General features: G+C 70.6%; 12 protein-coding genes. 8 read left to right on the plus strand and 4 right to left on the minus strand.

The genetic code is table 11. From position 1 onward, the window contains the following. Positions 1–42: 42 nt before the first annotated feature. Both ASG63_RS09785 and ASG63_RS09790 read right to left on the minus strand, forming a co-directional pair. Positions 43–1,902, minus strand: coding sequence for a methylmalonyl-CoA mutase family protein (locus ASG63_RS09785; RefSeq protein WP_056215109.1), 1,860 nt, complete (start codon positions 1,900–1,902; stop codon positions 43–45). A 169-nt stretch (positions 1,903–2,071) separates the two neighbouring features. Then, positions 2,072–2,875: an undecaprenyl-diphosphate phosphatase gene (locus ASG63_RS09790; RefSeq protein ID WP_056215412.1), complete on the minus strand. Its 804-nt coding sequence runs from the start codon at positions 2,873–2,875 to the stop codon at positions 2,072–2,074. Between the two features lie 255 nt (positions 2,876–3,130). Between ASG63_RS09790 and ASG63_RS09795 the strand changes: the two genes are divergently transcribed. The 4 genes from ASG63_RS09795 to ASG63_RS09810 all read left to right on the plus strand — a co-directional run bounded on the left by ASG63_RS09795 (position 3,131) and on the right by ASG63_RS09810 (position 7,073). Next, positions 3,131–3,823 (plus strand): glutathione S-transferase family protein, encoded by a 693-nt coding sequence (locus ASG63_RS09795; RefSeq protein ID WP_056215114.1) that lies wholly within the window; start codon positions 3,131–3,133, stop codon positions 3,821–3,823. A 68-nt stretch (positions 3,824–3,891) separates the two neighbouring features. Beyond that, positions 3,892–5,037 (plus strand): tRNA epoxyqueuosine(34) reductase QueG, encoded by a 1,146-nt coding sequence (queG, locus tag ASG63_RS09800; RefSeq protein ID WP_082559249.1) that lies wholly within the window; start codon positions 3,892–3,894, stop codon positions 5,035–5,037. Further along, positions 5,034–5,897, plus strand: a complete 864-nt coding sequence (locus ASG63_RS09805; protein WP_056215117.1) for an SDR family oxidoreductase — start codon at positions 5,034–5,036, stop codon at positions 5,895–5,897. Before queG ends, ASG63_RS09805 begins: the two co-directional genes overlap by 4 nt. 84 nt (positions 5,898–5,981) lie before the next feature. Further along, positions 5,982–7,073: an acyltransferase family protein gene (locus ASG63_RS09810; protein ID WP_056215121.1), complete on the plus strand. Its 1,092-nt coding sequence runs from the start codon at positions 5,982–5,984 to the stop codon at positions 7,071–7,073. A 12-nt stretch (positions 7,074–7,085) separates the two neighbouring features. Here the strand turns inward: ASG63_RS09810 and ASG63_RS09815 are convergent, their stop codons facing one another. Together ASG63_RS09815 and ASG63_RS09820 are read right to left on the minus strand one after the other, a co-directional pair. After that, positions 7,086–8,132, minus strand: coding sequence for a GNAT family N-acetyltransferase (locus tag ASG63_RS09815; protein WP_056215125.1), 1,047 nt, complete (start codon positions 8,130–8,132; stop codon positions 7,086–7,088). Between the two features lie 215 nt (positions 8,133–8,347). Beyond that, positions 8,348–8,782, minus strand: a complete 435-nt coding sequence (locus ASG63_RS09820; protein ID WP_274534728.1) for a DUF2267 domain-containing protein — start codon at positions 8,780–8,782, stop codon at positions 8,348–8,350. 148 nt (positions 8,783–8,930) lie between these two features. Here ASG63_RS09820 and ASG63_RS09825 point away from each other — a divergent pair, with 148 nt between their 5' ends. The 4 genes from ASG63_RS09825 to obgE all read left to right on the plus strand — a co-directional run bounded on the left by ASG63_RS09825 (position 8,931) and on the right by obgE (position 12,501). Further along, on the plus strand, positions 8,931–10,463 hold the full coding sequence (locus tag ASG63_RS09825; protein ID WP_056215132.1) for a helicase HerA-like domain-containing protein: 1,533 nt from the start codon (positions 8,931–8,933) through the stop codon (positions 10,461–10,463). 223 nt (positions 10,464–10,686) lie between these two features. Continuing rightward, positions 10,687–11,001, plus strand: a complete 315-nt coding sequence (rplU, locus tag ASG63_RS09830; protein WP_056215136.1) for a 50S ribosomal protein L21 — start codon at positions 10,687–10,689, stop codon at positions 10,999–11,001. A 39-nt stretch (positions 11,002–11,040) separates the two neighbouring features. Beyond that, positions 11,041–11,307 carry a 50S ribosomal protein L27 gene (gene rpmA / locus ASG63_RS09835; protein ID WP_056179428.1) on the plus strand — a complete coding sequence of 89 codons (267 nt, stop codon included), beginning with the start codon at positions 11,041–11,043 and terminating at the stop codon, positions 11,305–11,307. 159 nt (positions 11,308–11,466) lie between these two features. Beyond that, positions 11,467–12,501: a GTPase ObgE gene (obgE, locus tag ASG63_RS09840; protein ID WP_055947820.1), complete on the plus strand. Its 1,035-nt coding sequence runs from the start codon at positions 11,467–11,469 to the stop codon at positions 12,499–12,501. The last annotated feature ends 45 nt before the right edge of the window (positions 12,502–12,546 follow it).

Raw genomic sequence — 12,546 nt, forward strand, 5'->3', positions numbered from 1 at the left:
GACTGGGCCGAGAACGAGCGCGACCGCCCCAGGGTTGCGCGCCTACGCGTTCGTCGCGTGCGCCAGCGCTCCCGTCAGCAGCGCCAGAACGTCGCCGCCGGCATGGAGTTCGCCGTCGACGCCGGCCGCCTTGAGGGGGGCTGCGAGGTCGCCCGCCTTGCCGGCCAGGTACAGGGTGCTGGCCCCGGCCGCCTTGAGGGCGCGGGCGGCTTCCACCGCGTGGGTGGCGTAGAGCGCGTCGGACGAGCACAGGCAGGCGATGCGGGCGCCCGAGGCCCGGAAGGCCTCGGCCAGGGCCGCCGGATCGGTGAAGCCCTCCTGGTTCACGGCCTCGATGCCGCCGGCCGCGAAGGCGTTGGCGGCGAAGGTCGAGCGGGCGTTGAAGACCGCCACGGGTCCGAGATTGGCCAGGAACACCGCGGGGCGTCGACCGCTCGCGGCCAGCGCCGCGTCGGAGGCGTCGCGCAGGGCCTCGTAGGGTTCGGCGAGGCGCAGGGACGGCAGGGGCGAGGCGGTCAGGGCCGATCCGCTGCCGAAGCCGGCGGCGGGCGGCGCCGCCACGGGGGCGACGTCCAGCACCGTGACGGGCTTCTCGGCGAGGTAGGGGAATTCGCTGGCGCCGGTCAGGGCCTCGCGGCGGGTGGCGACGTTCCGGGCCCGCGTCGCCTGGATCGCGGCGATCCGTCCCTGGATCGCACCGGCCCGCAGGCTCGCGACGAGGCCGCCCTCGCGTTCGATGGCCTGGAAGGCGGCCCAGGCGGCCGTGGTCAGCTCGCCCGTGAGGGTCTCGAAGCTGCCGGCGCCGGCGGCCGGGTCGGCCACGCGGGCGAGGTTCGATTCCTCGATGAGGACGATCTGGCTGTTGCGCACCACCCGTCGGGCGAAGGCGTCGCTCAAGCCGAGGGCCGCCGTGTAGGGCAGGGCGGTGATCGCGTCGGCGCCGCCGAGGCCGGCCGAGCAGGCGGCCATGGAGGTGCGCAGGATGTTCACGAAGGGGTCGCGCCGGGTCATCATCCGCCAGGCGGTCTCGGCATGGAGGCGCAGGGGCCGGGGGTCGAGGCCGCAGGCCGCTTCCACCCGGGCCCAGAGCCGGCGCATGGCCCGGAACTTGGCGATGGTCAGGAACTCGTCGGCATCGGCCGTGAGCAGCACCGCCACGGCCTCCCGGGCGCGCTCCAGCGGGTGCCCATTGGCTTCGAGGGCGCGCAGGTAGGCCACCGCGGTGGCCAGCACGGCCGCGAGCTCGGTCGCCTCGCTGGCGCCGGCCTCGTGGTAGGGCCGGCCATCGGCGAGGCAGGCGCGTCCCGAGAAGCCCTCCGCGTCGAAGGCCGCGAGGGTGCGGGCGATCTCGGCGCCGTAATCCTCCGCCAGGGACCCGCCGGCCGCCAGGGTGCCGATGGGGTCGAGGCCGAGGTCGAGGTCGAGGCCCTTCAGGGTCTCGCCGCGGGCCGCGACCACGTCCCGGATCAGGAAGGCGGCCTCGATTCCGCGCGCGCCCGCATCGAGGCGGGTGGCGATCAGCGGCAGCATCACGTTGCCGAGGGCTGCGTCGAGGTCGGCGGCGGTGGTGGCGGTGAGGCCGTAGCCCCGCGCGGAGGGGGCGCCGGCGAAGACCAGGGTGAGGGCGTCGGCGCCGCCCTCGAGATCGGCCAGGGCGAGGGCGCTCGCCTGGGCGCCGTCCGGGTGGTCGACCCGCTGGGCCACGCGCCACGGGCCGGGGGCCCGCACCGGCTGCGCCACCGGCGCGGCGGCGGCGTAGAGGGGTTCGATGCGGATGCCGTCGGCGGTCTTCGCGACGAGGCGCTTCTCGAAGTCGCCGCCCTTCAGAACACCGTCGACGAGGCCGAGCCAGCGCGCGCGGGTCGCGGGCGGAAACAGGTCGGCGAGGGGACGGTCTTCCATCGGGGCTGGCCTCCGCAGATGCTTGGCTCCGGCCAAGCGGCTTGGCGCCAGCCAAGCGTGGCCGGACATCCTTATCCGGACAGCCCTTGCACGGGGCGGCGCGCGGACGCAATCGCCTCCCCGTTCTGTATTTTTTATCCCGATCGATCCGGGGACCGGGCGACGCGCGTCAGCCGAAGATGATGAGGCCGGCGAAGCCCAGCGAGCCGACGATGATGCGCCACCAGGCGAACAGCCGGAACCCGTGGGAGGCGACGTAGTCGAGCACCGTCCGGACCACGATGAAGGCCGAGATGAAGGCGACGATGAAGCCGATCACGATCAGGCCGGTGTCGTCCCGCGACAGGTTCTTGTAGTTGTCGAGCAGGTCCTTGGCGAAGGCCCCCGCCATGGTGGGGATCGCGAGGTAGAACGAGAACTCGGTGGCCGAGCGCTTGTCGGCCCCCATCAGCATCGCGCCCACGATGGTGGCGCCCGAGCGCGACACGCCGGGGATCATCGCGAGGCACTGGAACAGGCCGATCCGGAAGTCCATCGGCAGGGTGAAGTCGAAGACGTCCCGCTTCTTCACCTCGAGGTCGGTCTCGTCGAGGACGAGGAGGACGATGCCGCCGGCGACCAGGGTCGCGCAGACGATCCAGGGATTGAAGAGATAGTACTTGATGTATTTCGAGAAGAGCCCGCCGATGATCGCCGCCGGCAGGAAGGCCACCAGGATTCCGAGGACGAATCGACGGGCCTTGGGGTCGTTGGGCAGCGCCAGGGTGATGCCGAGGAGCCGGCGGAAATAGACGGCCAGGATCGCCAGGATCGCGCCGAGCTGGATCAGCACCTCGAAGGTGTTGTTGGGCGATTCGAAGCCGATGAAGTGGCCGACGAGGAGCTGGTGCCCGGTGGACGAGACCGGGATGAACTCGGTCGCCCCCTCCACCACGGCAAGCACGACCGCCTTCGCGATGCTTATCGCATCCATCATCTCAGCGCCTCGACGGTTGGGGGTGTTTCGGGGGACCGGGCCGGTCCGGAGCGGGGGGTGTGGATCCACCTCGCGCGGCCTTCGCGGATCGAGGCTGATCCGTCAAGGTTGACGGATGGTTATCGCGTTCGCGCCAGGCATGTTAATGAGGCGGCAATCATCGGGCCATAAGTGTTATCGCCGCCGACCATCCCCGCGGGGCACCGACGCGGCCCGTCCCCCGGCACACCCTCCCCGTTCGAAACGGCCTCGATGGCGACGCTTTACCACTCTCCCTTCTGCCCGCACTCGCGCTTCATCCGCCTCGTCCTGTCCGAGATGGGCATGGAGCCGACGCTGATGGAGGAGCGTGCCTGGGACCGGCGCGAAGCCTTCCTGCTGATCAACCCGGCCGGGACGACGCCGGTGCTGGTGGAGCAGACCGGGCTCGCCGTGCCGGGAGCCGGAATCATCGCCGAGTATCTCGACGAGACCCGCGGGCTCGGCCTCAGCGGCCGGCGCCTCCTGCCCGAGACCCCGGCGGCCCGGGTCGAGGTCCGCCGCCTGCTCGACTGGTTCCTGGTGAAGTTCAACGCCGAGGTGACCGAGTACCTCGTCACCGAGAAGATCTCGAAGCGCTTCATGAACAGCGCCAATGGCGGCGGCCCGCCGGACATGAACGCCATTCGCGCCGCGCGCACCAACGTGCGCTACCACATGAAGTATATCGGCTACCTCATGTCCCGCCGGAAATGGCTGGCGGGCGACCATCTGACCTATGCCGATCTCGCCGCGGCGGCCCACTTGTCCTGCGTGGATTATCTCGGCGACGTGCCATGGGACGAGGACGAGACGGCGAGGGACTGGTACGCGCGGGTGAAATCCCGCCCGTGCTTCCGCACCCTGCTGGCCGACCGGGTGCCGGGCATGGCGCCGGCGGACCACTACGCGAACCTGGATTTTTGAACCCAAAGCGGACGCCGCAGGCCCGGGCCGCCACCAGGGCGCCCCGAACCGTCATCGCGGGCGCCGACCTGCGTCGCGCCGTCGAGGCGCGCGCCCGCCTCCTCGGCTTCGAGGCCGTCCGCGTCACCCGGCCCGACGCCGTGCCCGAACTGAAGGCCCGGCTCCCCGCCTGGCTCGCCGCCGACCACCACGGCAGCATGGAGTGGATGGTCGAGCGGGCCGACCAGCGCGCCGACCCCGCCACCCTGTGGCCGGGGGTGCGCAGCGTGGTCATGCTCGGCATGAATTACGGCCCGGAGCACGATCCCCTGGCCCTCCTGGCCCGGCGCGACCGGGGCGCCATCGCGGCCTATGCCCAGCGGCGCGACTACCACGAGGTGGTCAAGGGCAAGCTGAAGGAGCTCGGCGGCTACCTCTCGGCCAAGGGCGACGTCCGGGTGAAGGTCTTCGTCGACACCGCCCCCGTGATGGAGAAGCCGCTCGCCGCCGCCGCCGGCCTCGGCTGGCAGGGCAAGCACACGGTGCTGGTCTCGCGCGACCTCGGCAACTGGCTGCTGCTGGGGGCGATCTACACCTCGGCCGAGCTGGAGCCGGACGCGCCGGAGGCCGACCATTGCGGCTCCTGCCGCCGCTGCCTCGACATCTGCCCGACCGACGCCTTCCCGGCGCCCTACCAGCTCGATGCGCGCCGCTGCATCGCCTACCTCACGATCGAGCATGCCGGGCCGATTCCGGCGGCGTTCCGCACCGCCATCGGCAACCGGGTCTTCGGCTGCGACGACTGCCTCGCCGTCTGCCCCTGGAACAAGTTCGCCGCGGTGGCCGCCGAGGGCCGCATGGCCGCCCGCGCCGATCTCGCGGCGCCGCCCCTGGCCGAGCTCGCCGGCCTGGACGAATCGGCCTTCCGGGTCCGCTTCGCCGGCACGCCCGTGAAGCGCACGGGCCGGGACCGCTTCCTGCGCAACGTCCTCATCGCCATCGGCAACTCCGGCGAGCCCGGTCTCGCCGCGGCGGCCGAGGCGAACCTGTCCGATCCGTCGCCCCTCGTGCGCGGCATGGCGGTGTGGGCCCTCGGGCGCCTCGTCCCTCCGGGACGGTTGCGGGACCTTTTCAACGCCCGGGGTTTCGGCGAAACCGACGATGCCGTCCGGGCCGAGTGGCGCCTGGCCCTCGATTCCGACGGCCCCGAGACGACAGGACCCGTTGCTGCATGAACCTCTTCGTCTTCGGTCTCGGCTTCACCGCCCGGCGCTTCGTGGAGCGCGCCCGCGACCGCTTCGACGCGGTCCGCGCCACGGTCACCGATCCGGCGCGGACCGGACCCGGCGACATCGCGGCGATGCGGGCCTTCGGACCGGGTTCCGACGACCCCCGCATCGCGGCCGACCTCGCCGACACGGACGTGCTGCTCGTCTCGGCCCCTCCGGTCCGCGACCTCGACACGACCCTCGGCGTATACCGCGACGCCATCGCGAAGAGCCGCATCGGCTGGATCGGCTATCTCTCGACCATCGGCGTCTACGGCGATCACCAGGGCGCCTGGATCGACGAGGACACCGCTCCCAGTCCGGTGAGCGGGCGCTCGCAGGGGCGCCTCGCCGTCGAGGAGGCCTGGCTGGCGCTGGGCCGCGAGACCGGCAAACCCGTCCAGGTGTTCCGCCTGTCGGGCATCTACGGCCCGGGCCGCAACCCGATCGTGAAGCTGCGCGAAGGCAAGTCGCAGCGGATTATCAAGCCGGGCCAAGTCTTTAACCGCATCCACGTGGACGACATCGCCACGACGCTCCTGGCCTCGATCGACAAGCCCCGGGCCGGCGCGGTCTACAACGTCACCGACGACGAGCCGACGCCGCCGCAGGTCGTCACCGAGTACGCCGCCAAGCTCGCCGGCCTGCCGCTGCCGCCGGAGGTCGATTTCGAGACCGCCGACCTCAGCCCCATGGCGCGCAGCTTCTACGGCGAGAACAAGCGGGTCCGGAACCACCGCATCCGGGACGAACTCGGCGTCGACCTCGCCTATCCGACCTACCGCGAGGGCCTGGCCGCCCTCGTGGCGGATGCGCGAACGGCGTAGCGGCCCGGCCTGCCCCGTGGACGCCCGGGTCCGGTCGCACCGGCCATCGCGACGGTTCGGCCCGCCTCGCCGAGGGACCACGCCGTGAAAATCCTCCATTCCCTTCAGGCGTTACGGGGAATCGCGGCGTGCCTGGTCGTCTACGCCCACGCCTTCGACCTCGCCAAGACCCTGAGTTCCGGGCAGCCCGTTCAGGGCCGCCTCGGCCACCTCGAGGATTTCGGAGCCGTCGGCGTCGACGTCTTCTTCGTCATCAGCGGCGTCATCATCACCCTCACGGCGCAGCGCATCGTCGATCTGCCCTCCGCGCATCGCTTCGCCCTGCGCCGCGTCCTGCGCGTCGTGCCGTATTACTGGCTCCTGAGCGGCCTCGTCGTCGGCCTGACGCTCCTGTCCGGGCTACCCGACCCGCACCGAATTCCCGCGACGGTGCTGTTCATCCCGTTCAGTGAGCGCGGCTTCGAGATGCCGTACCTCGCCGTCGGCTGGACGCTCTGTTTCGAGATGCTGTTCTATCTCTGCGTCTATCTCGCCCGCGCGTGGCTCTTCTGGACGCCGACGGGCCGGTTCTCCGTGGCGCTCGCCCTGTTCGCGGGACTCTTCGCCCTCGCGCGGCCCGAGCACCTCACCCTGTTCCTCCTTAATCCGATGATCCTCGAATTCGGCTTCGGCATCGGCCTCGCGTGGCTCTACCGGCGCGGCACCGTCGGGCGCACGGATGCGGGCTATCTTCTGGCCTTCGGTCTGATCGGCTTTGCCCTGAACCTGGTCTTCGGCTTCGGTCACGCCTCGGAGCTGGAATGCACCGTCGCCCTGCCGGGGGCCGCCTACCGGGTGCTGGTCTTCGGCGTTCCGAGCGCCGGCGTGGTCGGCGGCCTGCTGCTCATGGAGCGCGCCGGCATGCGGGTCGGAACGGCGCTGGAGGGCCTCGGGAACGCGTCCTACTCGATCTATCTCACCCACACGATCACGTTCGAACTCCTGCGGGCTGCGGTGGCGCGGGACAGCTTGGCGCCCGACCTCCTCGTCGCCCTGGCGCTGGTCCTCGGCGTCGCTGTCGGCTTCGTGGCCTATCACGCCCTCGAGCGGCCACTCCTGCGTGCCCTCGGAAGCCGGACGGCCCCCGCCGTCGAGGGCCGTCCGGGGCTTGCCGCCACCGGGACGGCGGGACTCTGAGCCGATGGGCCGTCAGGCGGCCCTGCGGTTCGCCGCCGGTCCGAAATGGTCGCGGTAGCGCTCCGCGATGGCCGAGACGGGCAGCACCACGAAGACGTCCGTGGTGCCGAACTGATGGTCCACCACGGCCCCGTCGCCGAAGGTGGCGCCGACGCGCAGGTAGCCCTTGATCAGCGGCGGCAGCGCCTGCAGCGCCGCCTTGGGATCCACGGCCTCGCGCGCGAGGCGGTCCATGGGGACGTAGCGCTCGGGCAGAGCGCGGGCGCACCAGCCCTCCGCGGCGCGGGCATGGTGGTGCAGGAAGCTCAGGGGGAGGGCGAGGCGGTCAGGGTCGGTTCCCTCCAGGCTGGCGCAGCCCAGCATGGCGTCGATGCGGTGGTGCTGGACATAGGCCCAGATCCCGGCCCAGAGCAGTTCCACCGTCCGCTTCGTCCGGTAGGGCTTCAGCACGCAGGAGCGCCCGAGTTCGAGGAAGCGCGCCCCTGGATTGGCCGCCATCATCGGGGCGATGTCGTACTCGCCCGCGGTGTAGAAGCCGAAGTGGCTGTCGGCCGCTTCCTGGCGCAGGAGGCGGTAGGTGCCGACCACCTTCGGCCGGGCCCGGCGGAAGGGCTTGGTGGCGAAGGGCGTGGTGTCCACGGCCGCGTGATCGATGACGAGGAGGTGGTCGCAGACCGCGTCGTAATCGTCGATGTCCCGGCGCGACAGCATCGCGAAGCCGCTCGGGACCGCCGACATCTCCTCGTAGAACACCCAGTAGCGCAGGCGCTGGGCCCGCCGGATCTCCGCGACGGTGGTGGCGAGGCGGACCTCCAGGGTGCCGATCCGGCCGAGGGTCGGGGGGAGGCCTGGCGCGGCCAGGGGCTTCTTCAGGCGGGGCTTGAACCGGATCGGCGCCGCCCCGGGCGGGAGCAGCAGACCGCGGGGATGGAAGGCCGGCAGGCCGCCGCGTCCCGCCTCGGCGGTGCGCTGCTTCAGCCGGGCGAAGGGGGCGTGCACATGCGCCTCCCAGCCATTGAGCCACGCCATGGAGGCATCGCGCGCGAAGTTCGGGACCATCGTCCAATCCGCCCTGTCGGGACACCGAGGCGGCTCCGCGGGAGCCCCTGGCCTCGTGCCTTCGGGACGTCACAACATCACGAAGCCCACACGCTTTTATGACACGGATTGCCGTTTAGCGAGAGAGGTTTGCAACGGGAAGGACCCGGCAGCTCGGCGACCGCCCGATGGGTAGTCGTCGAAGGACCGGGCCCGCCGATCGCACACGAATGGACTCAGACGAACTGGTTCAAACCCGGGATCGAGCCGACGATCGGTCCCATCACGTCCTCTCCGGCCTTCTCGCGGCCGTAGGCGAACAGTTCCTGCCCGAGGGGCTGCATCTGGCCCATCGGCACGCCGGCCGACATCAGCTTCTGGCCCAGCGCCATGACGCCGCCGCCGCCCATCATGCCGCCGAGCATGCCCATCAGGCCGCCGCCGCCTTCGCCGGCATTGGCCTCGGCGATCGTGGTCTCGGATCCCGGCAGGGCGCTGAGCAGCTGGCTCACCTCGGTGGCGGGCCCCTCCTTCTGGAGGAAGGCCAGGATATGGCCGATGGCGGTCTGGGCCGTGGCGGCGTCGAGGCCGGTCCGGTTCGTCACGCGGGCGATCAACTCTTCCATCTCAAACGGGCTCCTGGGTGGCCGGGTGTTCCGCGCGGCCGGGATTGCTGCTCGGTCGGGATGTTGTCCTTCCGGCCTCGTCGCCCCGAAATCAAGGCCGGCCCGCGAAGCGCTGGAAAATGCCGCGGTCGCGGCCCATAACCCTCACGGTCGATGCCGCTGCGCCCAGGCCGGCGAAGAGGAACGGACGGTCATGCAGGACGATGGCACGATCCTGGTCGGCAAGGCGCCGCTGAAGGACGGCAGCCTGAAGCCCGAGGGGCTGACCCTCCGGCTCGCCAATCGCCACGGCCTCGTGGCGGGGGCCACCGGCACCGGCAAGACCGTGACCCTGCAGGTCATGGCGGAAGGGTTCTCCAACGCCGGCGTCCCCGTCTTCGCCGCCGACATCAAGGGGGATCTCTCGGGCCTCGCGGCGGCGGGGGAATCCAAGCCGGTCTTCGTCGGGCGCGCCGCGGAACTGGGGATCCCCTACGAGCCCGACCGGTTCCCGACGGTGTTCTGGGACCTGTTCGGAGACCAGGGCCATCCGATCCGCTGCACCATCATCGAAATGGGGCCGTTGCTGCTCGCGCGCCTGCTGGAGCTCAACGACACCCAGGAGGGCGTCCTCAACATCGCCTTCCGGGTCGCCGACGACAACAAGTGGCCGGTCCTCGACCTCAAGGATCTGCGGGCCCTGCTTCTCTACCTCACCGAGAACCTGAAGGCGGTCTCGGGCCAGTACGGCAACGTCTCGGCGGCCTCCGTGGGCGCCATCCAGCGCCAGCTCCTGATGCTCGAGAACCAGGGAGCGGACCGCTTCTTCGGAGAGCCGGCCCTCGACCTCAACGACTTCATGCGGGTGGACCGCGAGGGCCGGGGCATCGTCAACATCCTGGCCGCCGACAAGCTGATGCAACGGCCTCGGCTCTACGCCTCGTTCCTGCTCTGGATGCTCTCCGAGCTTTTCGAGCAGCTGCCCGAGGTCGGCGACCTCGACAAGCCGAAGCTGGTGTTCTTCTTCGACGAGGCGCACCTCCTGTTCGACGACGCCCCGAAGGCCCTCCTCGACGCGGTGGAGCAGGTGGTGCGCCTGATTCGCTCGAAGGGCGTCGGCGTCTACTTCGTGACGCAGAATCCCCTGGACGTACCGGAATCGGTCCTCGGCCAGCTCGGCAACCGGGTGCAGCACGCCCTGCGCGCCTTCACGCCCCGCGACCAGCGCGCCGTGAAGGCCGCGGCCGAGACCTTCCGCCAGAATCCCGGTTTCGACGTCGCCAAGGCCATCACCGAGCTCGGCGTCGGCGAGGCCCTCGTTTCGTTCCTGGAGGCGAAAGGCACGCCTTCGGTCGTCGAGCGCGCCCTGATCGCCCCGCCCCAGGGCCGCGTCGGCCCCATCGCCCCGGCCGAGCGCGCCGAGCTCCTGGCGAAGAGCCCGGTGCGCGGCAAGTACGACCAAGCGGTCGATAACGAGAGCGCCTACGAGATGCTGGCCGCCCGCAAGGGCCTCGACGGCGGAGCGGACGGGGCCCAGGCCGCCGAGGGGAGCCTGGGCGGAATGCTCGGCGGCTGGCTCGGGGGCGTCCTTGGCGGCAAGCCCGCCGGTAAGGGCGGCCGCCGGCCGGCCCCCGGCCTCGCCGAGCAGGTGCTCGGCAACGCCGCCCGCTCGATGGCCCGCAAGGTCGGAACTGAGGTGGGCAACGCGATCCTGCGGAACGTGCTGGGCGGCCTGACGAAGCGGTAGCTTGTCGGGCGCCGACGCTTCGCGCCCGCATTGACAAATCACCCCGTCCTCGCCTATCCACCGCCTCTCGCGCGGCTTCCTCGACGAAGTCCGCGCGTTTCGCGTTCGCGCTCGGCCCAGGCGGCAAGCCCCGATCCGGTGTCGCGGATGACCTGAACAAGAAGACGGTCCAGGCTCGCTTCGCGGCGAGCGGGAGACCGGCAGAGAACACGAAGAGAGAACGATGTTCGCAGTCATCAAGACGGGCGGCAAGCAGTATCGCGTCGCCGCCAACGACACCATCACGATCGCCACCCTCGCGGGCGAGGCCGGTTCGGCCGTCACCTTCGGTGACGTGCTCCTGTTCACGAACGGCGAAGGCGCCACTCAGGTCGGCGCGCCGCTGCTCTCGGGCATCAGCGTCACCGGCGAGATCGTCAGCCACGGCCGCGACGCGAAGGTCATCGCCTTCAAGAAGCGCCGCCGCCAGAACTCCCGCCGCAAGCGGGGCCACCGCCAGCATCACACGGTGGTCCGCATCACCGGCATCAGCGCCTGACGATCCGACCTGAGATCCAAGAATTCGGAGTAATTCCCCATGGCTCATAAAAAAGCAGGCGGCTCGTCCCGCAACGGCCGCGACTCGGCCGGCCAGCGCCTCGGCGTGAAGAAGTTCGGTTCGGAAGCCGTCATTCCGGGCAACATCATCGTGCGCCAGCGCGGCACCAAGTGGCATCCCGGCACCAATGTCGGCATCGGCACGGACCACACCCTGTTCGCCAAGGCCGCCGGCCGGGTGCTGTTCGAGACGAAGCGCGGTCGCGCTTTCGTCACCGTCGTGCCGATGCAGGAAGCCGCCGAGTAAGGCGCCGAGCCAGGGCCTTCCGCCAGGCGGGCCCGACCACCAGATGATCCCGGGGAAGATGGGAAACCGTCTTCCCCGTTGTCGTTTCGTCCAACGTGTCGCCCGTCGACGTTTCGGCGCCGCGTCCGTGCCGAGCCCCAAACCGATCCGAGTCCGCCCGTGAAATTCCTCGACGAAGCCAAGGTCTATGTCCGCTCCGGTGACGGCGGCGCCGGCTGCGTCGCGTTCCGGCGCGAGAAGTTCATCGAGTTCGGCGGCCCGAACGGCGGCGACGGCGGGCGCGGTGGCGACGTCTGGGTCGAGTGCGTCGACGGCCTCAACACCCTGATCGACTACCGCTACCAGCAGCACTTCAAGGCCAAGAAGGGCGAGCACGGCATGGGCTCGAACCGCCATGGGGCCAACGGTGCCGACGTGGTGCTGAAGGTGCCGGCCGGCACCGAGATCCTGGCCGAGGACGGCGAGACCCTGATCGCCGACATGACCCATGTCGGCCAGCGTGTGCGTCTCGCCAAGGGCGGCAACGGCGGCTTCGGCAACGCCTACTTCACCACCTCGACCAACCGCGCCCCGAAGCATGCCAACCCGGGCCTGGAAGGCCACGAGCAATGGGTCTGGCTGCGCCTAAAACTCATCGCGGATGCGGGTCTCGTCGGGCTGCCGAACGCCGGCAAGTCGACCTTTCTCGCCACCGTGACGGCGGCCAAGCCCAAGATTGCCGACTACCCCTTCACGACGCTGCACCCGGGCCTCGGCGTGGTGCGCTCCGACGAGCGTGAGTTCGTTCTCGCCGACATCCCAGGCCTGATCGAGGGCGCCCATGACGGCGTCGGCCTCGGCGACAAGTTCCTGGCCCATGTGGAGCGCTGCCGGGTGCTGCTGCACCTCGTCGAAGCCACCAATGAACATGCGGGCCAGACCTACAAGCTCGTTCGGCGCGAGCTCGAAGCATACGGCCACGGCCTCGACGAGAAGCCCGAGATCGTGGCGCTCTCGAAGGCTGACGTCGTCGATCCGGACGTGCTCAAGGAGCAGGTCGCGCGCCTGAAGCGTGCCTCGAAGAAGAAGCCCCTCATCCTTTCATCGGCCACCGGCCTCGGCGTGCAGGACGCCCTGCGGGCGCTCGCCCGGGAGATGGACGCCGCCAAGCTCGCCGAGGCCGAGGCGCGGCCGGCGGAGGCGTGGCAACCCTGAGGAGGGGCAACCCGGTCTTGTGCGGCGGGCAACCGGTCGTCACAA

This window comes from Methylobacterium sp. Leaf94 (assembly GCF_001426045.1).
Classification (GTDB): domain Bacteria; phylum Pseudomonadota; class Alphaproteobacteria; order Rhizobiales; family Beijerinckiaceae; genus Methylobacterium.

What these genes read in the sequence shown, in the direction of transcription:
- ASG63_RS09795 (WP_056215114.1), top strand. Translation starts at nt 3,131, where the DNA reads ATGGCGACGCTTTACCACTCTCCCTTCTGCCCGCACTCGCGCTTCATC.
- rplU (WP_056215136.1), top strand. Translation starts at nt 10,687, where the DNA reads ATGTTCGCAGTCATCAAGACGGGCGGCAAGCAGTATCGCGTCGCCGCC.
- ASG63_RS09815 (WP_056215125.1), bottom strand. Translation starts at nt 8,132, where the DNA reads ATGGTCCCGAACTTCGCGCGCGATGCCTCCATGGCGTGGCTCAATGGC.
- ASG63_RS09805 (WP_056215117.1), top strand. Translation starts at nt 5,034, where the DNA reads ATGAACCTCTTCGTCTTCGGTCTCGGCTTCACCGCCCGGCGCTTCGTG.
- rpmA (WP_056179428.1), top strand. Translation starts at nt 11,041, where the DNA reads ATGGCTCATAAAAAAGCAGGCGGCTCGTCCCGCAACGGCCGCGACTCG.
- ASG63_RS09785 (WP_056215109.1), bottom strand. Translation starts at nt 1,902, where the DNA reads ATGGAAGACCGTCCCCTCGCCGACCTGTTTCCGCCCGCGACCCGCGCG.
- ASG63_RS09825 (WP_056215132.1), top strand. Translation starts at nt 8,931, where the DNA reads ATGCAGGACGATGGCACGATCCTGGTCGGCAAGGCGCCGCTGAAGGAC.
- ASG63_RS09790 (WP_056215412.1), bottom strand. Translation starts at nt 2,875, where the DNA reads ATGGATGCGATAAGCATCGCGAAGGCGGTCGTGCTTGCCGTGGTGGAG.